This is a genomic window from Lysinibacillus sp. 1 U-2021 (genome assembly GCF_029916965.1).
GTDB classification, from domain to species: Bacteria; Bacillota; Bacilli; order Bacillales_A; family Planococcaceae; genus Lysinibacillus; species Lysinibacillus capsici.
In genome coordinates, this window is sequence record NZ_CP123966.1 from 4,258,529 (window position 1) to 4,283,265 (window position 24,737).

General features: G+C 37.7%; 26 protein-coding genes and 2 riboswitches. Of the genes, 11 read left to right on the plus strand and 15 right to left on the minus strand.

The genetic code is table 11. The features are described 5' to 3' along the window. The first annotated feature begins 76 nt into the window (after window positions 1–76). The 3 genes from QH639_RS22700 (at window position 77) to QH639_RS22710 (ending at window position 3,087) form a co-directional block, all read left to right on the plus strand. A complete protein-coding gene (locus tag QH639_RS22700; protein WP_004232299.1) occupies window positions 77–1,276 on the plus strand; it encodes a quaternary amine ABC transporter ATP-binding protein in 1,200 nt (399 codons plus the stop codon). Further along, on the plus strand, window positions 1,269–2,123 hold the full coding sequence (locus tag QH639_RS22705; protein ID WP_016991840.1) for an ABC transporter permease: 855 nt from the start codon (window positions 1,269–1,271) through the stop codon (window positions 2,121–2,123). Before QH639_RS22700 ends, QH639_RS22705 begins: the two co-directional genes overlap by 8 nt. Window positions 2,124–2,202: 79 nt before the next feature. Then, window positions 2,203–3,087 carry a glycine betaine ABC transporter substrate-binding protein gene (locus tag QH639_RS22710; protein WP_131519564.1) on the plus strand — a complete coding sequence of 295 codons (885 nt, stop codon included), beginning with the start codon at window positions 2,203–2,205 and terminating at the stop codon, window positions 3,085–3,087. 42 nt (window positions 3,088–3,129) lie between these two features. Here the strand turns inward: QH639_RS22710 and QH639_RS22715 are convergent, their stop codons facing one another. The 3 genes from QH639_RS22715 to QH639_RS22725 form a co-directional block, all read right to left on the minus strand. Further along, a complete protein-coding gene (locus QH639_RS22715; RefSeq protein WP_131519563.1) occupies window positions 3,130–3,444 on the minus strand; it encodes a DMT family transporter in 315 nt (104 codons plus the stop codon). Beyond that, a complete protein-coding gene (locus QH639_RS22720) occupies window positions 3,444–3,785 on the minus strand; it encodes a DMT family transporter (RefSeq protein ID WP_281116225.1) in 342 nt (113 codons plus the stop codon). Before QH639_RS22720 ends, QH639_RS22715 begins: the two co-directional genes overlap by 1 nt. Before the next feature lie 126 nt (window positions 3,786–3,911). Then, window positions 3,912–4,008, minus strand: a riboswitch (guanidine-I (ykkC/yxkD leader). A gap of 30 nt (window positions 4,009–4,038) precedes the next feature. Beyond that, window positions 4,039–5,181, minus strand: coding sequence for a PstS family phosphate ABC transporter substrate-binding protein (locus tag QH639_RS22725; RefSeq protein ID WP_237899850.1), 1,143 nt, complete (start codon window positions 5,179–5,181; stop codon window positions 4,039–4,041). Window positions 5,182–5,386: 205 nt separating this feature from the next. On the opposite strand from QH639_RS22725, the gene QH639_RS22730 reads away from it, so the two are divergent. Then, entirely contained in the window at window positions 5,387–5,860 is a 474-nt protein-coding gene (locus QH639_RS22730) for a YbaK/EbsC family protein (RefSeq protein ID WP_281115328.1), read from the plus strand. A gap of 524 nt (window positions 5,861–6,384) precedes the next feature. On the opposite strand, the gene QH639_RS22735 is transcribed toward QH639_RS22730, so the two are convergent. The 3 genes from QH639_RS22735 to QH639_RS22745 all read right to left on the minus strand — a co-directional run bounded on the left by QH639_RS22735 (window position 6,385) and on the right by QH639_RS22745 (window position 9,505). Next, window positions 6,385–7,638 carry a glutathionylspermidine synthase family protein gene (locus QH639_RS22735; RefSeq protein WP_281115329.1) on the minus strand — a complete coding sequence of 418 codons (1,254 nt, stop codon included), beginning with the start codon at window positions 7,636–7,638 and terminating at the stop codon, window positions 6,385–6,387. A 23-nt stretch (window positions 7,639–7,661) separates the two neighbouring features. Further along, complete coding sequence (locus QH639_RS22740) at window positions 7,662–8,318, minus strand: hypothetical protein (RefSeq protein ID WP_281115330.1); 657 nt, start codon at window positions 8,316–8,318, stop codon at window positions 7,662–7,664. Window positions 8,319–8,455: 137 nt separating this feature from the next. Beyond that, window positions 8,456–9,505, minus strand: coding sequence for a DUF418 domain-containing protein (locus QH639_RS22745; protein WP_281115331.1), 1,050 nt, complete (start codon window positions 9,503–9,505; stop codon window positions 8,456–8,458). Between the two features lie 183 nt (window positions 9,506–9,688). Between QH639_RS22745 and QH639_RS22750 the strand changes: the two genes are divergently transcribed. Beyond that, a complete protein-coding gene (locus QH639_RS22750) occupies window positions 9,689–9,952 on the plus strand; it encodes a Parvovirus coat protein VP1-like protein (protein ID WP_081011051.1) in 264 nt (87 codons plus the stop codon). Window positions 9,953–9,992: 40 nt separating this feature from the next. On the opposite strand, the gene QH639_RS22755 is transcribed toward QH639_RS22750, so the two are convergent. After that, on the minus strand, window positions 9,993–10,763 hold the full coding sequence (locus QH639_RS22755; RefSeq protein WP_281115332.1) for a GNAT family N-acetyltransferase: 771 nt from the start codon (window positions 10,761–10,763) through the stop codon (window positions 9,993–9,995). Window positions 10,764–10,896: 133 nt separating this feature from the next. Here QH639_RS22755 and QH639_RS22760 point away from each other — a divergent pair, with 133 nt between their 5' ends. Continuing rightward, complete coding sequence (locus QH639_RS22760; RefSeq protein ID WP_259419242.1) at window positions 10,897–11,403, plus strand: GNAT family N-acetyltransferase; 507 nt, start codon at window positions 10,897–10,899, stop codon at window positions 11,401–11,403. Between the two features lie 50 nt (window positions 11,404–11,453). On the opposite strand, the gene QH639_RS22765 is transcribed toward QH639_RS22760, so the two are convergent. Both QH639_RS22765 and QH639_RS22770 read right to left on the minus strand, forming a co-directional pair. Beyond that, window positions 11,454–11,957 carry a pyridoxamine 5'-phosphate oxidase family protein gene (locus tag QH639_RS22765; protein WP_227744821.1) on the minus strand — a complete coding sequence of 168 codons (504 nt, stop codon included), beginning with the start codon at window positions 11,955–11,957 and terminating at the stop codon, window positions 11,454–11,456. A gap of 168 nt (window positions 11,958–12,125) precedes the next feature. Beyond that, window positions 12,126–12,989 carry an AraC family transcriptional regulator gene (locus QH639_RS22770; RefSeq protein ID WP_237899836.1) on the minus strand — a complete coding sequence of 288 codons (864 nt, stop codon included), beginning with the start codon at window positions 12,987–12,989 and terminating at the stop codon, window positions 12,126–12,128. Window positions 12,990–13,246: 257 nt separating this feature from the next. Here QH639_RS22770 and QH639_RS22775 point away from each other — a divergent pair, with 257 nt between their 5' ends. Beyond that, on the plus strand, window positions 13,247–13,630 hold the full coding sequence (locus QH639_RS22775; protein ID WP_131519543.1) for an NUDIX hydrolase: 384 nt from the start codon (window positions 13,247–13,249) through the stop codon (window positions 13,628–13,630). Between the two features lie 34 nt (window positions 13,631–13,664). On the opposite strand, the gene QH639_RS22780 is transcribed toward QH639_RS22775, so the two are convergent. Then, window positions 13,665–13,859, minus strand: a complete 195-nt coding sequence (locus tag QH639_RS22780) for a hypothetical protein (protein WP_048391275.1) — start codon at window positions 13,857–13,859, stop codon at window positions 13,665–13,667. Between the two features lie 85 nt (window positions 13,860–13,944). Beyond that, window positions 13,945–15,279, minus strand: coding sequence for a type I glutamate--ammonia ligase (gene glnA, locus QH639_RS22785; RefSeq protein WP_237899834.1), 1,335 nt, complete (start codon window positions 15,277–15,279; stop codon window positions 13,945–13,947). A 584-nt stretch (window positions 15,280–15,863) separates the two neighbouring features. Between glnA and QH639_RS22790 the strand changes: the two genes are divergently transcribed. The 4 genes from QH639_RS22790 to QH639_RS22805 are packed head-to-tail and all read left to right on the plus strand — an operon-like array spanning window position 15,864 to window position 19,574. Beyond that, window positions 15,864–16,997: a SpoIIE family protein phosphatase gene (locus QH639_RS22790; RefSeq protein WP_281115333.1), complete on the plus strand. Its 1,134-nt coding sequence runs from the start codon at window positions 15,864–15,866 to the stop codon at window positions 16,995–16,997. A gap of 6 nt (window positions 16,998–17,003) precedes the next feature. After that, entirely contained in the window at window positions 17,004–17,423 is a 420-nt protein-coding gene (locus QH639_RS22795; protein ID WP_131519540.1) for an ATP-binding protein, read from the plus strand. Window positions 17,424–17,451: 28 nt separating this feature from the next. Continuing rightward, window positions 17,452–19,149 carry a methyl-accepting chemotaxis protein gene (locus tag QH639_RS22800; protein WP_131519539.1) on the plus strand — a complete coding sequence of 566 codons (1,698 nt, stop codon included), beginning with the start codon at window positions 17,452–17,454 and terminating at the stop codon, window positions 19,147–19,149. 38 nt (window positions 19,150–19,187) lie between these two features. Then, window positions 19,188–19,574, plus strand: a complete 387-nt coding sequence (locus QH639_RS22805; RefSeq protein ID WP_009370722.1) for an STAS domain-containing protein — start codon at window positions 19,188–19,190, stop codon at window positions 19,572–19,574. 589 nt (window positions 19,575–20,163) lie between these two features. Here QH639_RS22805 and QH639_RS22810 read toward each other — a convergent pair. From QH639_RS22810 to sigX, 4 genes are all read right to left on the minus strand, one after another. Next, a complete protein-coding gene (locus QH639_RS22810) occupies window positions 20,164–21,510 on the minus strand; it encodes a sodium-dependent transporter (protein ID WP_227744820.1) in 1,347 nt (448 codons plus the stop codon). A gap of 202 nt (window positions 21,511–21,712) precedes the next feature. Next, window positions 21,713–22,300: an ECF transporter S component gene (locus tag QH639_RS22815; protein WP_036080135.1), complete on the minus strand. Its 588-nt coding sequence runs from the start codon at window positions 22,298–22,300 to the stop codon at window positions 21,713–21,715. Between the two features lie 214 nt (window positions 22,301–22,514). Continuing rightward, window positions 22,515–22,700, minus strand: a riboswitch (FMN riboswitch). A 143-nt stretch (window positions 22,701–22,843) separates the two neighbouring features. Then, window positions 22,844–24,130: an RNA polymerase subunit sigma gene (locus QH639_RS22820; RefSeq protein ID WP_259419244.1), complete on the minus strand. Its 1,287-nt coding sequence runs from the start codon at window positions 24,128–24,130 to the stop codon at window positions 22,844–22,846. After that, window positions 24,127–24,660, minus strand: a complete 534-nt coding sequence (gene sigX, locus QH639_RS22825) for an RNA polymerase sigma factor SigX (protein ID WP_009370717.1) — start codon at window positions 24,658–24,660, stop codon at window positions 24,127–24,129. The genes QH639_RS22820 and sigX overlap by 4 nt, the downstream gene beginning before the upstream one ends. Window positions 24,661–24,737: the final 77 nt, after the last annotated feature.

Consider the following 24,737-nt stretch of genomic DNA (forward strand, 5'->3'; position numbering starts at 1 on the left):
ACAGTAAGGTTGTTACTTGTTTATTTTTGGGTATCATTATCCTCACATAGTAATAATCTACGAAAGGAGTGCTTCTATGGAAAAAATTAAAATAGAACACGTATCAAAAGTGTTTGGCAAACATATTCCCCAAGCACTAGAACTCGTCAAGCAACAAAAAAGCAAGACTGATATCTTAAAAGAAACAGGTGCAACTGTTGGTGTATACGATGCAAGCTTTACTGTCAACGAAGGAGAAATCTTCGTTATTATGGGATTGTCAGGAAGTGGCAAATCCACGCTTATACGGCTTTTAAACCGCCTAATTGAACCAACGAGCGGAAATATATATATCGATGGAGAAAATATTTCTACTATGGGAAAAGAAAGTCTACGGTCTGTACGAAGAAACAAAATGAGCATGGTTTTCCAAAACTTCGGTTTATTCCCCCATCGTACATTACTTCAAAATACCGAATATGGCCTTGAAATACGAGGTATTTCAAAAGAAGAACGGCAAGCGAAAGCTGAACAGGCTTTAGAAAATGCCGGATTACTCGCTTATAAAGACCAGTATCCAAATCAGTTATCAGGTGGTATGCAGCAGCGTGTTGGTTTAGCACGAGCCCTTGCTAATGATCCTGAAATATTACTAATGGATGAAGCATTTTCAGCACTTGATCCATTGATTCGCAAGGAAATGCAAGATGAGCTACTCGATCTACAACAAACATTGAAAAAAACAATTTTATTTATCACACATGATTTAAATGAAGCATTACGCATTGGAGATCGCATTGCCATTATGAAGGATGGCTCTATCATTCAGATTGGTACGGGAGAAGAAATATTAACCAACCCAGCAAATGATTATGTCAAGACATTCGTGGAAGATGTGGATCGTTCTAAAGTATTGACAGCTGAAAATGTCATGGTACGTCCAGTTTATGTCAATACAGACCTAGATGGCCCTAAAGTGGCACTAAAGCGTATGCGTCAAGAGGCTGTTAGTTTATTAATGGCTGTTGATAAAAATAGACATTTAAAAGGCTATATCACTGCAGACGATGCACTGGCTGCAGCGAAGAAGCAAGAGCAAACCGTCCATTCTATTGTGCAATCGGAAGTGTTAACAGTTCCACCAGATATGCTACTACAGGATATTTTAGGGATGATTTATAATTCTCCTACTCCTATTGCCGTTGTGAAAGATGGTCGCTTGCTTGGTGTACTAATTAGGGGCGTTGTCATCCAAGCACTGTCAACTAGCGATGAGGAGGCCGAAGCACATGAATAACTTTTTAGATAATATTCCAACATTACCACTAGCTCCGTGGGTAGAATCAGCTATGGACTGGTTGACGAGTAATTTTTCAGCGTTCTTTAACTCTATTCAGCAATTCGGAAAACTACTCATGAATCAGGTCACTGATTTATTAATTAGTATCCCAGCCATTATTCTTATACTTCTTGTCGTGATATTTGCCTTCTTCGTTTCAGGCAAAAAGTTAGGGCTTGCTGCATTCTCATTAATCGGCTTGTTGTTTATTTATAACCAAGGATTATGGACTCATCTTATGGAAACAACCACGCTTGTGATCTTTTCCAGTATTATATCCATCATCATCGGTATTCCACTAGGTATCTTAATGTCAAAATCAACGGTAGCTGAAAACATTATTAAACCAATACTAGATTTCATGCAAACAATGCCTGGCTTTGTCTATTTAATTCCAGCTGTTGCCTTTTTTGGCATTGGTATTGTACCTGGTGTCTTTGCATCCGTTATCTTTGCTTTACCCCCAACTGTACGTATGACAAACCTCGGTATTCGTCAAGTACCAAAAGAATTAGTGGAAGCTGCAGACTCCTATGGTAGTACAGCTAGCCAAAAATTATTTAAAGTAGAAATTCCCCTTGCTAAATCAACCATTATGGCAGGGATTAACCAAACCGTTATGCTGTCACTTTCTATGGTAGTTATTGCCTCTATGATCGGGGCTCCTGGTCTAGGACGTGAAGTATTAACAGCTCTACAACGTACCCAAGTTGGGAATGGCTTCGTTGCAGGATTAGGCTTAGTTATTTTCGCGATTATTATTGACCGTTTAACACAAAGCTTTAATAAAAAGAAAGCATTATAAAAATATCATCTTTCTAGCTACCATCCTCCGATGGATGTCGGCAGTTTGATACAAAATGATGAAGAGAAAGGGAGATTCGATGAAACTGAAAACACTATCAAAGTTAGGAATGGCTCTAGGTCTAGGCTTCATGCTTGCTGCATGTAGTGGAGGCGACTCTGGCTCAAGTTCTGGAAAAAACAGTGATTCTAAGGAGGTAAACCTAGCCTATGTTGAGTGGGATACAGAAATTGCCTCAACAAATGTTGTTGGGCAGGTACTCGAAGAATTAGGTTATGATGTAACATTAACTCCTTTGGATAATGCGATCATGTGGGAGGCTGTCTCGAAAGGAGAGGCTGATGGAATGGTTGCTGCTTGGCTACCACATACACATGCTTCACAATATGAAAAATATAAAGCTGATTTAGATGAGCTAGGTGAAAACCTTGCTGGTGCAAAAATCGGTTTAGTTGTACCAAGCTATATGGATGTCAATTCTATTGAAGATTTATCTAATGAAGCAGATCATACAATCACTGGTATTGAGCCAGGTGCGGGCATTACTGCTGCTACAGAAAAAGCATTAGAAGAATATGATAATTTAGCAGATTGGAACTTTATTACTTCTTCTTCTGGTGCGATGACAACTGCATTATCAAAAGCACTGAAAGATAAGGAAGAGATTATTGTCACAGGCTGGTCACCACACTGGAAATTTGCGAAATATGATCTTAAATACTTAGAAGATCCAAAGGGTGTATATGGTGGAGAAGAAACGATTAATACATTCGTACGTAAAGGCTTAAAAGAAGATTTACCAGATGTATATTCAGTACTCGATAACTTCCACTGGACAGCAGAAGATTTAGAAAGTGTTATGTTAGAAGTTATGGATGGTAAAGATCCAAAAGACGCTGCGAAAGAATGGGTTGATGCTAATCCAGATAAAGTGGCTGAATGGACAAAAGACGTAAAAAAATAATATAAAAACAGGCACTCCTGCATAAGAGGAGTGCCTGTTTAATTATGATAGCAATTTCAACATGATTGCTGCTCCTAATACAAGGACAATACAAACAATGCGTCGCCAGTCCTTAGATTCATTAAAAAACAGCATACCTAGCAGTGCTCCCCCAGCTGCACCAATCCCTGTCCAGATCGCATAGGCAGTACCCATCGGTAATGTTTCCATCGCATAGGCAAGGCCTGCAAAACTTAAGGTGAATGCACCAATCAACAGTCCTAAATTTTTCATACTCTTCGCCTTATTATATTTACTAATCATATATACACCCATCATCTCACATAACCCTGCAACAACTAATGCCATCCATGCCATTATTCACTCACCTCTTGTTCCTTAGGCTCTCCCGTTACAAGCTTTAAGCCTACAACTCCTGCAAGTAACACAACAATACATATGATTTTTGCTAATTTCCACGGCTCTCCAAATAGCAAGCTATCCGCACATACAGTACCAGCTGTTCCTAATCCGACAAAGATTGCATAAACGGTCCCAACTGGTAGATGCTCACCTGCTTTAATGAGCAAATAAAAACTAATAAAAATGGCAATTGCTGTACCAATCCATTCTAGTACACTTGTTGCATGCTTTAACCCAATGACCCAGCCAACTTCAAAGCAAGCCGCTACAATGACGCTGATCCATTGTTTATTCATCATAAATCCCTCCATTTTATAAGACACGGCCGACTAATTGGATGATCCAACTACTTTTTCAGCATTCGCCAAATGACTTGATTTTAGCCAAACAAAAAAAGCCTGAAGAAACTGTCTTTAAACAGTATCTCCCAGGCTTTTATCCTTCCGTGTCACAAAATCAATTTGTGGTTTTCTCTCGGACCAGACTAGCAAGCGCTACGGAACCCTAGAAAACTTTTATTCGATTATTACTCTTAGTATAGCAAACTATTCAATGATTTTCCACTGGTACGTAGCCGACCTTTTCTACCATTGCCTGCCCTTCCTCAGAAAGTATCCAATCAATCAGTTTCTGTACATTTTGATTTTCCGTTCCTGCTGTGATGGCATAAAATTCAGACACTAAAGGATATGTACCATTTTGAATATTCTCTTTTGTTGGTGCTACTCCGTCAATGGATAGTAATTTGATCTTTTTGTTACCAACCATCTCTGTAGAATAATATCTAAACGTAAAGCCCAAGGCATTTTTATAATTTCGATATTGCGACACTTCCCGAATGATTCCGCCCATCCCTGATGCAACATCTTCAGTGGGTGCCTCCATGATTGGCGTATTGCCCATCAGCTTTTCTAGTGTCGTTTGGCTTCCACTATCTGCTGGGCGTTGAAAAGCACGAATGGCCTCATCCTCCCCACCCACTTCACGCCAATTAGTTATTTCTCCAGCATATATTTTTTTGACCTGCTCAAGTGTTAAATTATCGATTTTATTTTTACGGTGCACAAAAAAGACAAATGCCTCTCGACCAATTGGCGTCATATCAAATGTAAGTCCTTCCTTTTCTGCCTGCCATTCTTGTGAGGTGGACGGGGCTGCCACAAAAATTAAATCAACATCTCCAGCTATTAAATTTTGATAGGCCTCTGGTGTACGACTTACTTGAACTCTACTATTATATGGAGGATACTCCCCTTTGGGATACGTAGCCTCCACAAAAGCCGCATATAAAGGGTACATGGCTGTTGCTCCATCTAATCGTGGTAATGACTCTGTCAATTGTAAGGAAGCTTTATTTTTCACTACTTCATTGCCAGGGACAAATGGCTGATAGACTGTTACATCAATTTCCGCATCAACAGTGGGAATACTCATTTTATAATAATGTTGAATCGGTTTAATGGCTGCAATCAACAGGGCGATTCCCATGACACCAAATAGCAAGCCCCTTCGTTTTTTTGTGTTGGTCCATTTAAACATGCTACAAACAATCCAGATAAATAAACAAACGGGTATAGTAAAGACCAAATTAATTAAATGCAGCCCACCACTTAATGTGATAATGAATGCAACCATTAATGTCACAACGGACAAACCAATTAGTATCGATACTATTTGTATAAACTTAAGCATACAAAGACCTCCCTAGTGTAATTTTACACTCCTTACACCAATGGTACCCGAAAGTTAAAGCATTCACAACTATATATTCTGAAAATTATGGTAAAATTAATTTTGTCTTGATTTTAATGAATGCTTTTTGTATGAAGGTGGTATATCAACTATAGAAAAGGGAATCTTTACGAAAATCTCAAAATACAAGTAGGAGGATGTACATATGGCAATTGAAAAAGTACGTCGCCATTTAGCACAATGGCACGTAGAACACAAAATACAAGAATTAGAAGAAAGCTCCGCAACAGTTGAATTAGCAGCACAGGCGCTTGGCTGTGAGCCAGAGCGCATAGCAAAATCTTTATCTTTTCTTATAGATGATGGAGCGATCTTAATTGTGGCTGCTGGTGATGCAAAAATCGATAATGCAAAATATAAAGCCGTATTTGGTACGAAGGCAAAGATGTTATCCAAAGATGATGTGGAGACGATGATCGGCCATGATGTCGGGGGTGTATGTCCTTTTGGTGTGAACGAGGGCGTAGCCATTTATTTAGATGAATCTTTAAAACGTTTTACTACAGTATTTCCAGCGTGCGGTAGTAGTAATTCAGCCATTGAGGTAACCATTTCAGAACTTGAAACATATGCTCCCTATAAAGAATGGATTGATGTCTGTAAAGGCTGGAATGAATAAGGACCAAACGATTGGCGAGACTTTTAAAAGTCTCGCCAATTCATGTTGTTGAAAAAAGATAATATCGCTAGGAGGAATAATACCTTTTGGCAAGGTAAGGGTTGATTTCCGTTCCGCCAGCGTCCTTTCCAGGGGGCGTCCAATGAGCCGCTCCTCTCCAATCAACCATTCTGCAAAGTGTCTTTACTTTTTTAATAGTAGCATAGTAATAAAATCGCCCATTATCTGTATTCATAGAGGGGATAAGCTCTTATTTTCAATGTGGAGAAGTGATGAGTGACAAGAAGTGAACACCTTCACTTTATTTGAAAACCTTTGCTAAAAAGATAACACTTTTGTAGGTTGGAGTGAAAGGCTACTTGACTCCCGTGGGATAGCGAGTCAGGCGAAACCCTGCACGGAGCGGAGCGAAGGAAGCAGTTCGGCGCTCGCCCACAGGAAAGCAAGTAGCCTGCAACGGCAATCCATTTTCACCTTCTAAAAAAATTTTGTGGGTGGTTTTGTTTTTCAGCACTATAGATTTGCTATTCCTTGTAACCAACGGCTAACCAATGTGAATCCCATTCTGTAATTTGATTGCCTACCCGACAGCTTAAACCACATGCTCGATTATCAGCAACAAATGAGCCAATTAGCCACTTCTTAGCGTGATACCCTTCTTTTAACTGCACTGTTCTGCTAGGCATCTCCACATACTGTTGGTAAATAAACAAATTATCATCATAGTGTTTGGATGTGGAAGCATTTACTCTCCGCCCACTTCCTGCATAAATTTCTACTGTATTTCCCTCACGAGAATAAACAGGCTTCTTGACATAGGGTACATCATCTCGAATAAATGGTTCTGCTGTAAGGTATGTAGGAAGCATATATTGCAAAATAGCTGCTCGTTCCTCGGAAGTAAAGAGCAATGGATCATTTCTCCGCTCCCATATTAACCATAATAAGATTTTCGATTGTAATACATAGGCAGCAGGTGGATTAATAATTGCTAGCTTTCGTTTTTTGACAAGCTCTAAAAGATGCAAGCCAATGCGATCACCATCTGCTGCCACATCATCTATTAAAAACTCTACAGGATGTGCAGGTCTAAATAAAATATCAATTTTCTCCATTGTAGGTGTATATAGACCTTGTGCTACCTCAGACGTGTCCTTAGAAAAGATGATAAGTTCTTGAATAGGTACATACTCAATGGTAAAAGGAATACAGGACTTGATAAACTGTACCTGGCAATACTCTTCGTAGTCCTCTTTTGCTGTTTTTCCTGTGATGACAATCTTTGGCTTTTTGACATGATGTAAATATTGAATGGCATCAAAAAGAGCGCCCGACAATGCTTTTTGTAAGGCTGTTACATCATTGGGATTTTTAAAGCCAAAATGCTGACATAGTGCTTCATTCATCTTGAAGGTTTCTTGTACAAGAAAAGGGGTTTCTCCATTTAACTCTAAACATTTAATGTAGCCCTCCTCTGTACAAATAAAGTCAAATCGTGCCAGAATTGATTGCTGCTGTAAATAGTCTAACTGAATATATGGGATCATTTCCGGTCGAATACCTAAGGCTAAGAGCTGATCGACCGATAAATGTTTAAATTGTTTCCCAACTTTTAAAAAGATCCGCCAAAGTATCTGTGTTGCATAATGAAGTTGATCAATTTGTTGCTTTGGCAATTCTAAAACATCATATAATGCATACTCTAAATCCTCAAAGTCAGGAAAGAAGTCAGGGAATTTTGAGTAAAATGCTTGTCGTTGCTGTGTGTGATTCATCATGTTCTTCACTCCCTATCCAAACCTTACGAGGAGGACGAGCCGCCACGAGATGCCCCACCAGAACCAAAGCCCGATTTTCCTGTGCTTGAGGAAGAGCTATTGGAGTAGGAATTGGAACTCTTAGATGAACTATCCGTCGAATAGGAGCCTTGTCCAGTTGAATAAGAATTTGATCCACTTGAAGTTGAGCTACCTGAAGTTGAACTAGCCTTATTTTGCGTACTGTTTGTGATGCCATTTGTTGGTTTACTTTCATCCTTAGCGCTTGATGACGATCGTGGCACTGCTGAACCGCCACCATTGCTTGGCTCATCTCGATCTGTACCATTTTTTAAATTGCGACTTTTGTATATCGCACTTCCTATCATGGCTCCAGCCGTTGCATACATCAAACCATTAAAGAAATGCTGTGCATAGTAAGGTGAATTTTCATCGATACATTCAAAGGAACCATCATCACCTTCTTGCCATTCATCACAGGCATCAGCCATTTCACTATTGTAAACACTTTGTATTTCATCACTTGCAATTGCTTGATTTTGATCTTCCGTTACCTGATTAGAAGTAGTTAAAGGGTATTCTTCTGCTGTTTGAGTTTCACTATTTCCACATGCTGCTAGCTGTACAGCCATCAAAGATGCCGTTGTCACAGCCATATATTTTTTTATTTGCTTTGCCATATTATAAACGCTCCTTTATTTCTAGTACCTAGTTTACGAATATCTACCATTATAGGTTTCATTTTTTACAAAAACATACAATTTATTTTAGCAGAAAAAAATCCCAAACAGCAGGATTGTTTGGGATTTACAGTGTTTTATGATTGTTTGGACACGACTTTTTTTCCATAAGTCATATATCGCCATAATTTTTCAAATGGTCCTATTGTAAAGAACTTAAACCAAATCACACTAAAAATTATTTGAATGATAAACGTAATACTCGCTATCACTACAATATCTGATGGTGAAACTACTTCTAGCCCCATTAATGAAATGATGGCTGTTCCAATAAAGCTTTGCGCCAAATAATTTGTAAAGGCCATTTGCCCAACACGTCCAATTGGCTGAAGTAGCTTCGCTATTGTTTTATGTTCTAATAGAATAAATAAACAACTTAGGTAAAAATAGGTTGTGGGAACAACCCCTAAGCCAATGATAGATTGAAGCTGTTGGTCATCTGCTTGTGAGCCAAACCAAATCCATAATGAGAATCCAATAAAGAATGGGAAAGTACTATAAAGCAACCGTTTTATTTTTTGACTATGCGCTCCAATATGCCCAATCCAATCAGCTTTTGCTACTAAAAATCCACTTAAAAACATAATAAAGATGGCTACGGCATCATTGCCTAAAAAGCCAAATATAGCTGACGAAAGCGCATTAGACGGCATATACATTTGTCCTAATAGTGCCAGAATATGCAGTGCGATAATCGTAAACAACCATTTAGAAATCGTTGAAACCTTCGCAGAGTAAAATGGTAGCAATAAAAAACCAATCACTGCGTAAATGGCTAGGATAGAGCCCCAAAATATAAAAATATGAATAATACCTATAACCAATAAAGCAAATAAGCGTCTTGCAAAGCGCATTCTCGGTCTATCCCCCCGCGCTTCTGCACGTGTAGCAAAAATATAAAAGCCAACCCCAAATAGGAATGAAAAGATAGAGAAAAATTTCTTTTCTATAAAAATATTAATAAGTGAATCAATAACCCCATTCATTCCACTCATATCAGGCATTGGTGCACCTTCTATTATGAGCTGATAAGCACCTACATTAATAAATAAAATACCAAATAATGCTAATCCCCGTATAATATCTAAGGAAATGATTCGTTCTTTTTGTGTAACGGATGGATTCATGTTGAAAAAGCTCCTTATCTTTTATGCTATAGCTAGCATAACTCCCTATCCTTACAACTAATTATTTTTAAGCTTACAGGAACCTTACAAATCAAAAAGAATAGTCTTATAGTTTTTTATCCTCTTCTACGATGAAATATTACATATTTTATAGTAAAAACATCGAAAAGAGAGGTTTAGGAGATGAATAGAAATCGCAAGCTCGGTTTTTGTTATCCTGGCTACCGATACTGTGGTCCCGGCTGCTCAGGACCAGGTACACCTACAAATGCAGTGGATGCTTGCTGTAAACTGCATGATGAATGCTATGAACGCCACGGTAGCACAAAATACTGTGATGAATTGTTTCAACAATGCCTCCGCCCCCATATGAATGCACCAAATAAAATGGCTAGAGACGCTAGACTGTTCTATCGAGTTTTTGAGTTACGCAATCGTTTCTTTTAAAAGCAGATAAAGCTCACGATGTTTTTAATAACCACGTGGGCTAGCTTTTTGTATAGATAGCATATTTTTGTGGTGTCGTAAAACCAAGCTTTGTGCCTAGGTGAATGGATCCTGTATTCGAAATATCACAATCCCAACAAGGCTTTAGCTGGTTGACAAGACAATGATCTATAAATGTTTCAGCAATGCTACTTGCTAATCCTTGTCCTCTGAAATTTGAATCTGTCATAATATCAATTTCTGCATACTCATTTGATTTAAAAATAGAGACGGCTTCACTAATGATTTGTTCTTTGTGTACGAAACAAAAGCCAAAACCATTCTTGAGATAATTAGAGATAGAATCCCAATATTCCTCATAATATGTCTGATCAAATTCCAGTGAATTTTTAATCAGGGGTTCAGTAATAGTTCTGACTTCGTAGTCACCTTCCCCACGCTTCTCTCGATGATTATAAATATTTTCATCAAATGTAAATGTATAGCGTTCTAGCTTTCTCAGCTGTTTATTTAACAATTGTTCGATTTTAGTATTCCACTGTTCTGAATAAGAAAATAAGGTAAACCGTTTCTGTTGTTCTATAGCCTGTTGCAAACAATAGGCTAGCTGATGATCAATCGAAGTCTTACTTTCAGCGCCATATACATAGTATATCCCTGATTTCGTGTGGAATAATAATGTTCGAAAAGCAACTGTATCGGAATAGACAGCTCCTTCTATCATTCGATCTAGTATACTATAAACAAATGTCGGGGCTCTTGAAATAAATTGTTTAATGATAGGATATTGCTCTTCCGAGACTTTTATCATGCTATTTCCTCCAGTATTTTGCAGTATATATCATTTCTATTATAATAAACTTAAATCCATATGAAGGGACTGACTTATGCGCAGATAGCAATATTTTTCATCCAACATCATTATAATTTTGGAGGTAAAAGTATTGATTGACCATATCGACACGGAAAGATTACGGTTACGAAAAATGAGGAAAGCTGATGCTAAAAGTTTATTAGCTATTTGGTCTGATCCTGATGTAACCAAGTATATGAATATTACCCAGTTTACACAAGAAGAGCAGGCCTTGGAAATGATTGAACTTCTAGAACAATTAACTAAGCAACATAAGGCAATCCGCTTCTCTATTTTTGAAAAGGCATCCAAACATATCATTGGCTCATGTGGCTTTAATATGATTGATTATGACAATGCTCTAACCGAGATTGGCTATGATTTGAGCAAGGAATATTGGGGAAAAGGCTATGCAACAGAAGCTATAACTGCTTTAATTGATTATGCCTTTAAGCACTTACAAATGGAAACAATTGTGGCAGAAGTTGACGCTGCCAATATCAATTCAATCAAGGTTTTAAAAAAATTGAACTTCATTTACCAAGAGAAGCATAATACTGAAGATACTCTACAACTTTACACTTTAACAAAATCTTAATGAGAAAAGGCTAAGCATGGCAGAATTCAACCAATACTTAGCCTTTTTAATTAGTGATACATGCCGTGATTAATTTTCCCTGTCAGCTTTTCTATTTTTACTTCAAATAGTTCAATTTTGGGCATAATTGGATAGCCTTCTCTTTCAAATGTCCATTCGGGATTGCCATACTTCTCCAGTAACGCATCAAAGAACCACTCTTTTTTCGTTTCCTCTTCAATTCTTGCGATATGTCCAAACAAAACAACACTTTGATAAACTAGTGCGGATTGACACGCGTATTTTTTGCCTGGATGTAAATCACCCATATCGCAAACTTCTATACAAATTTTAGGATTATGTTTGATATTTGACCAAAAGTGACTTTCTCGAAGATTACCAATATGCAAGTATAGTTTGTCCTCCCCTTCATATACATAGACAAACGGAATAACATAAGGAAAACCTTCCTCATCAACTGTTGCAACATGCGCAACTTTTCCCAACTTTAAGTATTGCTGTGCGTCCTCTTGTGAAATTTCCACACGTTTGTTTTGAATCGTACCTCTCATCATTTCTTAACCCCCTCATGAAATTATGTAACGATTAATAAACGTCGTTAAACCGTTTATTCCAAACATATATATATTTTACATCTTTAACAAAATTAAAAAAAGGGTAAATTTTTTCAGTAGAATAATAAAAGCCAAGGATGCACTAGTATAGCATCCTCGGCTTTCTTGTTATTTAATTGGAATCCAAATTTCTGAATACGAATCAGGGCGATAAGCATCCTCTTCAGGATAAACCTCCAATTCCGCTGTTCCTGCTGGTTCATATGGGTTGGATGGGAACCACTCTGAATAAATTTGTTTCCACGTATTTTGCATTGCATCAGGCATAGGTCCATGTACTTCAAAGACAACCCATTTGGATGCAGGTACTTCCATTGTTAAGAGATCTTCTCCTACCTCTCCTACATGATCAGTAGCAATCCAATAATCAATGAAGCCCTTTTGTCCCTGTTCAGTATTAGGTACACAAACACCTAATACACCATTGACAGTGCCATTATTTAATTGGTATAGCTGGTGATCAAAGCCACTTTGGTTTACCTCTTGCCAAAATAGAGGTATTTCCGTAGTATTCTCTCCATTTTGACAGTTGTATGTTCTTTTTACACCCACAATTTGAAACTTGTCTTTTTCAATAATTTTATATTTCATTGGTTCTGCTCCCTTCAAGCTTACCTGTATGACCAGGCGATTATATGATTGTAATGGTCCTTGCTTCTTTCTTGCTTCACTAGGCGTTACATGGTGCTGTTTTCGAAACGCTTTAGTAAAGGCTTCAGGAGTTTCATAGCCGTATTTGTAGGCGAGATCGATTATTTTTTGTTCAGTACCCAGCAATTCTTGTGCAGCTAACGTTAATCTTCTTCGCCGTAGATAATCTGCAATAGACATATCTGTCAAAATGGCAAAGGTTCGCTGAAAATGAAAGACAGATGAATTAACCTCCTGTGCAATCTGTTCAATCGTAATATCCTCTAATAAATGTTCTTCCATATAATTAATGGCCTTTTGTATCGACTCAATCCAACTCATTGCTCTCACTCCTTGATTCCATCTTAAAATAGATATTGCTGCATAACCTGTCTTTTTATGCTAACTTCGGACAGGTTAAATGGAAAGCATTTTTTGACTAGCTCCCCACTTTTAATTTCTTATCCCACTCACTATTTTTCCCTAAAATTCCATTGTAGTAGAAATCAAAAAACATCCAAAATATTTCTAAAATATATTTACAAGAGTTTCTATTAAATGGTAAAACGGTATAAGAGAAGATATAGGGGGACTTTGCGATGAAATGGTTAGGTGCTGCTGCTATTTGTTTGAATGAAAGTAATCAGTTATTAATGGTTTTACAAGGAACTGTTGATGAAGAGAAAACTTGGACTGTGCCATCAGGTGGAAAAGAGGCCACGGAAGATTTTAAGACTTGCTGTATACGAGAAGTTTATGAAGAAACAGGCTATACAGTAGATATTATTAAGGAAATTTATTATAAGTACAATGAAGTAGTGGAAGTTCGCTATTTTCAAACCATCTTAACAGGTGGACAAATGATGATACATGATCCCGATGAATTAATATATGACATAGCATGGAAATCTAAAGAGGAAGTAGCACTTTTACCCCTAACATTTCCAGAAGATCGGGTATTTCTCTTATCGTTATTTAAATAAAAAAAGTCACGTCTCATCGACATGACCCCTCTTGTTAAATAGTGTAATTGTTTTGCTGATAAATAATTAAAGCAGAATGGATGACCGTCTGCTCTCCAATAAAGAGCGTATTGTATTTGATATCAAGTATGAAAAAGCCTTTTAAATCTACTAAAGCACGGTTAATATCAAGTTCAAATTGCACAATATCATTGTTTTGAATTGTCACAACTTGAGTTATCTGTGTCATTGTCCACACTCCTTTAATCTTATGATAGAGCAAAAAGAAGTTCATGTCACACAAAAAAGTTGGAGCTAAAAAAGCCCCAACACCTTTAGTACATCGTTAAATATTCCTCACGCTCCCAGTTATGGACACGTGTGCGATATTTATTCCATTCAATTTCTTTGGCAGCTGTAAATTTATCATAAATATGGTCTCCCAATGCATCACGAACAATGGCATCCATCTCTAATTCAATCAGCGCAAATTCTAATGAGGATGGTAAACTATCAATCCCGTTCAACTCCCGATCTGCTGCTGTCATTTTATAAATATTACGGTCTACCGCGGCTGGTGGTGTTAAATCTTTTCGTATGCCATCCAGCCCTGATGCTAGAATTACAGCCATTGCTAAATAAGGGTTTGCTGCTGGATCAACTGAGCGCAATTCAATTCGTGTAGATAGCCCACGTGCTGCTGGAATGCGAATTAATGGTGAACGGTTTTGAGCAGACCATGCTACATAGCAAGGGGCTTCATAGCCAGGTACTAATCGTTTATAGGAATTGACAAGTGGATTCGTGATAGCCGTAAAGCCATGCACATGCTTCATAATTCCTGCCATAAAGCTACGTGCGGTTGCGCTTAATTGCAAGTCTGCATGTTCATCATAGAAGGCATTTTTGTCACCTTCAAATAAGGAGAGATTAAAATGCATTCCTGAGCCATTGACCCCAAATAGTGGCTTTGGCATAAATGTTGCGTGGAGACCATGCTGTGCAGCAATGGTTTTTACCACCAGTTTAAATGTTTGGATATTGTCACATGCCTCAATAGCACTCGCATACTTAAAGTCGATTTCATGCTGGCCTGGTGCTACTTCATGATGAGATGCTTCAATTTCAAAGCCCATTCCCTCTAGCTCTAAAACAATATCACGACGACAGTTCTCTCCCAAATCAGTTGGCGCTAAATCAAAATAGCCTCCACTATCATTTAATTCCAGTGTCGGATGCCCCTTTTCATCCAACTTGAATAGGAAAAATTCAGGCTCTGGCCCTAAATTAAACGACGTAAAGCCCAGCTCCTCCATTTCCTTCAATACGCGCTTTAAATTGGCGCGTGGATCTCCTTCAAACGGTGTACCATCTGGTCTTGCAATATCACATATAAAGCGAGCTACTTTCCCCTTTTCAGCAGTCCAAGGAAAAATCACGAAGGTATTGATATCAGGCTTTAAATACATATCTGATTCTTCAATACGCACAAAACCCTCGATTGAAGAGCCGTCAAACATCACTTTATTATCAAGCGCTTTTCCTAATTGACTGACAGGAACTTCCACATTTTTGATTGTCCCTAAAATATCTGTAAATTGTAGGCGAATAAATTTCACATTTTCTTCCTTCACTCGGCGTATAATATCTTCTTTGGTATAATGTTTCATTCTTCACCACTCCAATGTAATTTTTATTAACACGTTTTTTATAACTGTTCTAAAAATACATTATTTTTGAAGAATAAGCAATGTGTATGTAAGGTTTTATGACATGCCTTTTATCGAATATATTAATCCTTATTTTAGATTAATTTTTCTTACCCTATTTCCATCTCAAATAGCGAGATCTTTCATCTTTAAAAAAGGGCAAAACTACCACTTTCTACAAAAGGCCTTTAGTCTTATAAAAATTCTTCGTCATTCTAAAAATAAACAGCCTATATCATGACGAGACGAAGCATTCACTACTTCTACATGCATCAAATGGAGATATATCAAGAACATCGTTAAAAAGATAACCCGTGAACCCTATCCAAGAACCAAGATGTCAAAAATCCTATTGATTAAGTTTTACTTTATATCACAAAAGCCTTGTATAATGCGATATTTATTGGTAAATTTATAGCAAATTAGAATTTTAATTTATTCATATTATAAGTAAATACGGAGTATATAATTATGGTTAGAAATCATTATGTTGGCTTCCAGGAAATATTTAGTTATAGATACATAAGGCGGTGAATTAAGTAGGCATGTCAGTATTAATTATTGGCAGCGTAAGTAATGATGTGCTACGTCTGCAAAAGTATTTTCATCGTATCAGCATCCCCAATATTCATTGCTTTTCAACAACGGAAGCAGCAATGAACTATTTAGTAGATTCAGCTTTGAAAGATGAGCTGGAATTAATCGTACTTGACACGAAAATGACACTCAGCAATTGCGAGGAAATTTGTCAGCACATTCATGCACTTAAAAATTGGATAGATGTCCCTATCCTACTATCTACTACCTACGAAAAAAACATAACAATCGATAGGATTTTTGAAGCAGGCATTTTCGACTTTATTTTAAAGCCGTTTGATTTTACTCATTTTAAGACTCGAATTCAAGTAGCCTTAAAATATCAGAGGGAAGCCAAACTTCGAAAGCAGCAAGAAAGTATGATTCAAAAAGATTTGTTTATTGCAAAAAAATTCCAAAAGAATGCACTATCTCCTCCATTAAATCTTGAGCAAATACAGGTTGATGGTCTTTATGTAACATCCAATACACTAGGAGGTGACATGTACTGCTGGTTTAAGATTAATGACCATTTAACCGCCATTCTTCTGTACGATGCAATGGGGCATGGCATAGCTGCATCACTCGTTACTATGTCCATCAGATCATTATTAAAAGGAATAATTACTAAGTTAATTGATCCAGTAGCCGTAATCCAAGAACTTAACCGCCAAATTTACGAGCTATTTTCTGATGAAGATATGGACCGTTTTTTAATGACAGCAATCTACATACTTCTCGATACAAAAAACGGCACTTTGCACTATGTGAATGCGGCTCACCCTTCTGGCTTTTTATTTGGAAAATATGGAGAAACAGTCTTCCTCCCAGCGAATACGCCTATCCTCGGACTATTCCCTACTATTCAAATAAATAAAAAAACAATACCTTTATCAGGCTGGCATCGTATTATTCTTTATACGGATGGATTATTAACATTGAACGAGCAAAACTCAATTGATATGGACTTTTTCTACACTTATGCTTCACAGGATAACAGCTATGCACTACAAAAATTTTCTCAAAAGTACAATTTATTTGATAATGATTACAGCGATGACATCACAGTCGTTTCAATAACAATTACATTAAAGGGTAGGTGATTGAAGATGGAATTCACACTCAATGTAAATCCTGATACACAAGCTATAGCCTTTATTGATCAAGTTATGGAGAATTATACAGATTTATATAATCTACCTTATAAACGAGAGTTAAGATTTGTTGTTCATGAACTAGTCATCAATGCCGTAGAGGCTATGGGAAAAATTGATATACCCGCTCAAAAGGAGATTCAAATACATGTAACTCCATCAAACGAAGAAATAAAAATAACAGTCACTGACGAAGCAAAAGGCATTGACGAAAAGGACTGGGACAAAGTTCTTCAATTCGATTTAGACAAACTTGATTATGCTGATCGTGGACGCGGGTTATTTTTTGTCAAAAATATGGTCGACCATATTTGGTTCGAAAATATTTCTGAAACAAAATTTTTAGTTGGTATTTCCAAAAAGATTCATCTATAAAAGTAAACGTAAAATTGGGGGCGTTTTAATGAAGTTATCTATACGAAAGAAAATGAATCTGCTTATATTTGGTTGTATTATTTTACTTACTTCCCTTTTAGCAGGAGTCAATTTTTTTGTTGCCAAGAACAATCTATTAGAAAGTGCTGATACAAAGCTTTTATCAGATATACAGTTGAGCTATGAATATTTAGACGCTAAATATCCTGGAGAATGGTCCATTAAAAACAACCAACTCTATAAGGGCGATATCAATATGGTAGAAAACTTTGAGGTAGCTGATAAAGTTGGAGAACTCACAAATGGAAATGCTGTATCCATCTTTCAAAACGATACGCGTATAAGTACCAATATAGTGGATAATGGTCAACGCGCTTTAAATACAAAGGTTTCTGACGAGGTTGCTACTGTTGTACTGGGAGAAAAAAAACGCTTTATCGGTTCTGCCAATGTCTTAGGAAGTTTGCATCAAGCAGCCTATGATCCGATTGTAAATAGTCAAGGCGAGGTTATCGGTGTATGGGCAACCGCTGTCCCTACCGCTCCTTATATAGGCATTGCCACAAAATCTGCACTGGAGAATGTAGCGATTTCCTTAGTGATCGCCATTGTAATGATCGGAGGAATTAGTTGGTTCTTACAAAAGCAAATTGTTAATCCTATTAACATTCTAAGTACCAATGCCAAGGAACTAGCAGACCTAAATTTAAATGTTAAACTGTTAAACCCTAAAGGCAAAGACGAAATCGCTGAATTAGCACGTGCATTTAGTAGTATGAAAAATCATTTAACAGAGACGATAAAGATTGTGGCTGGTAGTGCACATCAAATTGCAAAGTCGTCACACACTTTGGCAGAATCATCTCATCAAACAAGCGAAGCATCTAATCAGATTGCACTAACAATGAATGAAATCGCCGTTGGTACTACCACTCAATCTGATCAGGCTGAACGAATAGTTTCAATGATGCAAAAAACGATTGAGGAAGTATCAAAGAGCTTACAAAAAGCCGAAATCACTTTAAACAGTGCTATCGAGTCCACTCATATCGCACGTAAAGGAGAAGAAGCCATCACCGAAGCGATTATGCATCTAAGTGATGTTACGAAAACAGTGTCTTATGCAACTGATTCTATCCAAAAATTAGGAAAGCGCTCAGAAGAAATTGGTGGTATTATTACCGTTATTACTGGCATCGCAGAACAAACAAATCTGTTAGCACTCAATGCGGCCATCGAGGCGGCACGAGCAGGTGATCAAGGAAAAGGTTTTGCTGTCGTTGCATCAGAGGTTCGTCAGTTAGCTGAACAGTCAAGTTTAGCAGCTGGACAAATTACTAATCTTATTAATGATATCCAAGCGGAAACTTCTGTGACTGTACGGACAATGGAAAGTAATTTACTAGCTGTTGAGGAGCAAGTAACGATCATTAATAAAGGTGGAAGTGCCTTAAAAGAAATCGTGGAGAAAGTGGTCGAAACTGAAGAAGGTGTCGAACAAATGAAAGTGGCATTTACACATGTTAACGACAACTCCCTAGATGTGCAACAAGCCATTCAAGATATTTCTCGCATCATCGAGGACGCTGCAGCAGCTACAGAAGAGATTGCCGCAACCTCAGAAGAGCAATATGCGACTGTTGCCGAAATTACACAAAGCTCAGATGAGTTATCATCAATTGCTGATAAATTACAAAATGAAGTGAATAAATTTAAGTTTGAATAAATCCCCAAACAAGAAAAGAAAAATGGAGGCGCTATAGGATGAATCAGAAGAAAATTGCAATGAATATTGACACAAAGGCTGATTATATTGTGATTGCGTTTACAGGCGATTTAGAATACGGGATGATTGAAGAAATAAAGTCAGAGCTGCAAACACTTAGCTTAGACACAAAACACGGATACATTATCGATATGCAAAGGGTAACAAATATTGATAGTACTGGATTCGGGATGATCGTTAATTTTGCTAAGAAGGTGTCTGTAAAAGATAAGAAAATCGCCATTATTGTCGTCGATGATTTCATTCGCAACTTATTCGCTATTTCACAGGTTGATAAAGTATTCCCTATTGCCGAAAGTGAAGAACAAGCAAGGAAGATTATTAAAGAAGATTGGCTAGGTGAACTATCACTTAACGATTATTAATCTCTATAAGCATAATAAAAGGTGTATTCCTATTAACGGAATACACCTTTTTATGTTGTTAAAAAAGAAGATGTCAACGGTAGAAATAGTAACTTTACAAGGCGAGAGGTTGATTTCCGTTCTGCCAACGTCCTTTCCAGGAGGGCGTCCGATGAGCCGTTAAATCCCATAGGAGTGACGCTATCAACCATTCTACAAAGCAGGCTTTACCTCATAGTAGCATAGCGATCAAATCTACCCATTATCTGTATTCTTAGAGGAGATAGGCTCTTATTTTCAATGTGGTGAAGTGAAGTGAAGTGCTGAGTGACAACACCTCTTCATAAAGAGTAATGAACTCTTATACTTTATAAAACCTTCGCTAAAAAGATTAGTTTTTTGGATTGAAGTGGAAGGTATTTGACTTCCATGGGATAACTAGACAGGCGAGCCCCTACATGGAGCGGAAGCAGTTCGGCGCTCGTCCATAGAAAAGCATGCAGCCAGCAACAGAAATCCATTTCTACCTTTCAATTGACTGTTTTGTTTTGTTTTGTAACACTAAGAAAAGGTGTATTTCCTATTACGGAATACACCCTTTTCTTTTTCTTTAATACTGCAGTAGCATATTAACAAACACAACTAGAATGATAAACGGTACAACAACTAGCATTAACATACGATATGTCGAATAATACCCTTGTCCCATTTGACTACCCGTTAGCAATTCTCTCTTCACAAATTCTTTATCTACTACATAGGCAATAAAAATAGCAATGAATAAATTCCCTAGCGGAAGCATGATATTCGACACTAAAAAATCGGTTGCATCAAAGATACTTTTCTCGAAAATCATTATATCCGATAAAACACTCGAAGAAAGCGCTGCTGGAATAGCTGCAATAAATACGACTATACCAAGTATAAGTGTCCACATGGGACGGGATTTCTGACTATGCTCCATAAATGCTGCGACGATAATCTCATATAAACTAAATGATGACGTTAATGTAGCAAATAAAAATAGCAATAAAAACATGGCTAAAAACACTTCACCGAATGGCATTTGACTAAATGCTGTTGGTAGTACCATAAATAGCAAACCTGGACCCGCTGCTGGCTCTAAATCAAAGGCGAACACAACAGGGAAAATCGCTAAACCTGCTAAAAATGAAACGAGCACGGTTAACAACACTACAGAACCTGCTGAATTCGGAAGACTGACATCTTTTTTTAGATAAGAGCTATATGTAACTAGACAAGAAAAGCCAACTGCTAACCCAAAGAACGATTGCCCGAGGGCTTCTAATAATGCCTTACCCGTAATATTCGAGAAATCAGGCCATAAGAAGAATTTTACCCCTTCCATTGCCCCATCTAATGTAACAGCACGCACAACAAGGACAATGAACATTATGAAAAGTAACGGCATCATCCATTTATTGGCTTTTTCAATCCCATTTTGTACACCTAATGAAATCACAAGTACGTTGGCTAATGTAAACAACACTAGACCAACTAGTGTAATCCATGGCGTGCCTATAATTTTTCCAAATAATTCAGCTGGATCTACTGCTGGATCAATTACCGCGCCAGCTACACCTAGCCCGCTATAAATAAAGATCCAACCTCCGACTACGCTATAAAAAGTTAATAATAAAAAACAGCCTAGCACGCCCATTCGACCAATCCAAGCCCAGCCTGGCTTAGTTGGGGCAATTTTTTTATACGCTGTTACAGCCTCGGATTGTGTACCACGTCCTAACACATACTCGGACAATAACATTGGTAGTCCTATTAACAAGGTAAATAACACAAAGATAAGGAAAAATGCTCCTCCACCACTTTGTCCCGTTACATAGGGAAGTTTCCAAATTGCTCCTAGTCCGATCGCCGCACCAGCTGATGCTAAAATAAAACCTAATTTACTAGACCACTGTCCTTTTTTTCCACTCATCTCTTCAAACTCCTCAAACATTCTAAACTCTTCTCTATTTTACATGAAAATATAGCTTTCGACTAGATTATACTTATAAAGTACTAGTTAGCTGTTTTACCCTATTACTTTTTTCTATATTTATTATTCTTCACACCTTTCTCTATCCATCATTCCTTCCACCAAAAAAACCTCAGGTATGTTCACCCGAGGTTAGTAAAAATTATTTTGTTATATAGATAGAACGCTGGCGGTCGATCCACTTGCGCATAGTAGTAAATAAAAACGCCATAATAGCCGTTAATAAAATACCTTTTACAATGTTAAATGGTAAAATCCCAGCGATAATCATTTTATAAAGTGAGTCACCTACAACAGGTTCCATTCCTAAGAAGTATGTGTACATCGGTAAAAATACAGCGTAGTTTAAAATACTCATGCCTACTGCCATTACGACTGTTCCTGTCGCTAAACCTCCAACAAGACCAGCAATTGTTTTAAAGCGATTAAAAATAAGGCTTACTGGCAAAATAAATAAAATACCTGTTGCAAAGTTGGCAATATGACCTACTGGCACACCTGTTGGCGTTCCAGAGAAAATCCAATCCAATACATTTTTAAATAATTCTACTAAAATACCAGCTACAGGCCCCATTGTGATGGCTGCTATTAATGCAGGCATATCACTAAAGTCGACTTCCAAGAATGCTGGAAATGGTGGAATTGGAAAATTAAAAAGCATTAATAAAAACGAAATACTGCTCAGCATGCCAATCGTAATAAACGATTGAAGTTTAACATTTTTCTTCATAGAAAACTCTCTCCTCTTTGCTGATTCAATCTCGCAAGAAGAAAGGTGACGATCTTTCAATGTTAGCACAAAAAACCCTTATGCATGAAGAGCACAAGGGAGAAAGGCATGACGAATAAGCGTCAATTTAAACTATTTTTGAGCACCGTTTAAAAAGCCATACAAAAAAGCGCTCGTTTATAGTTTATTTCATAACAATGAATGACGATCGTACCTCCATCTTCTCCCATCCAGACTTTAACTGTCGGCCTCGGAATCACACCAAGTCAGCCATGCAAATAAATTTGCACAGGTCGCGGGCTGAAGAGCGAAGCATAAACCATTCGAGTTAATGGAAACATTAACGGTTCACCACTCTATTACCGCCGGTCGGGATTTTCACCCTGCCCCGAAGATGAATCATATTATTTTATACTACAACCTTACTATAATTAATTATCAAGAAAAAGTAAACAGTTCTGCTTAAAAAAATCCGATTAGATTTGTATGTATTGTAAAAATGGAGCATTCCATGTTACAGGAATGCTCCATTTTTGATTCTGCCTAAGGCATATATTGTTTATTTGGCCCCACAGGCTTTGGCAAATAATTTTTTAAATCGAATCCTTCCCAACTTTCTTGGACCACATTATCTAAGCGTAATTGTTGGTCAAAGCTAGCAGCAGTTAACATCATCGCTTCAATCAATTGGGTAGCGCGAATTGGCTCCATCGATGCTAAATCTAAGGGAATGTCGAATGTTACGACTACACCTTCCGCTTCCTCTTTCACGGTATATGTTACGTTTTCAGGAACCACTGTTACATAAACATCATCATTTTTGTTTTTCATTAGTGTAAGTGCTTCTGTAACATTAGCAAATGTTTGACGGAAATCTGGTGACAGATATTCTGCCCCATTCTCATCTTGGTATAAGTAATAATTAAAATGCTTGGCGTTTGTTAATGACATGGCTTGACTTGGCTCACCCTCTTGAGAAAACTCATAAGGTGTGCCATCTTCATTTTGAATCTCAACTTCCGTATATTCAGAATCCGAGAAGGTATCCTCTAAAGTCCCTTTGTACTCATTAACGGTAGCTGATGCAATATCATAGTCATTGTCCTTTGGTAAAACGTGGACAAGCTTGTCTTCCTTCTCCTTCAGTTCACCTTTAAATGGATGATAATCCGTAAACCCTTTGGCTTCTTCATCTATTTGAGGAGCATATTTTTCATACATCTGTAAGGTAGAAGGTTTTTCTGTTCCAAAATCAGTTGCTACACGCTCATTTGGTATCACATATGTCATTGGAACACTTTCTGCATCGCGTCCTGCCAAACCAATACGAAATACGACAGCATCTTTCACATCTTCCTCATAGACAGATGACCGTAAAGATAACAGACGCTCATGCTCCGATACAATACTGGATTGAAGTGCCTCATCCTGGGTAGCTGCCTCATTGGCAGAACGATCTTCCTGTAACGTAGAGTAATTAGCCGTTTCTGGCGTACTAGCTAAATCTTTTTGGCTAGCGTCATTATTCATCAACATGAAGCCAACGAGTACCGTTATCGCGAAAACTGCTGCTACACTCGTAAAAATCGGCATTTTACGGAACTTAAATCGTGATGGTCGTTCATCTTGAATTAAAGGTTTACTTTCTTGTTGTGCTTCTTCATTCTCTATAGGTTGTTGTATCGCTTCTTGAAGGTGACTATTATCCTGCAAGCGAGCATCTGCCATTAACCGATTTAATATTTCTTCTTTTGAACGGCGGTCAGAAAGCTTAGGGGCATTGTTCAAGACATGTTCAAGCTGTTCATCATCAAATGGCTTATGCGTCATTGCCGTTTCGCCTCCTGTTCTCTAATCGGCTGTAGCTGTTGCCTTAAAAATTTAATGGCTCGATGCTGGGTCGTTTTTACCTTAGCTTCTGTCCAATCTAGTATTTGCGCTGTTTCTGCAATCGATAAATCTTGAAAATAGCGCATAATAATAACCATTTTTTGATCGCCTGTACAGTTTTCAAGTGCTGATTCTACCTGCATAAATTCATCACTGGCCTGTAGCATATCTTCCGGTGATGGTGTGGTTGAATGGAGCTGTTCCGTTTCCCAGTCAAAGAAATCATGTGAATGCTTTTGACGTACAGCTTGCTTTCTAAAATGATCAATCGCTACATTTTTAGCAATAGCAAATAGCCAAGTTTTCTCACTACTATTGCCTGCAAATTGATCGTATGAGCGCAACACTCGTACATAAACTTCATGTGCTAAATCTTCGGCAAGTGTACGGTTTTTTACTAAATATATTAAAAACTGAAACACGTCTTGGTGATATGCATCGTATAGTCGATGGAACACGGAGTCATTCAAAGCACTCCACCCCCGTTCTATAATATTTGTCGTCTTACATTCATAGAAGTTACAGCCAATTAATAGCAATACTTGTT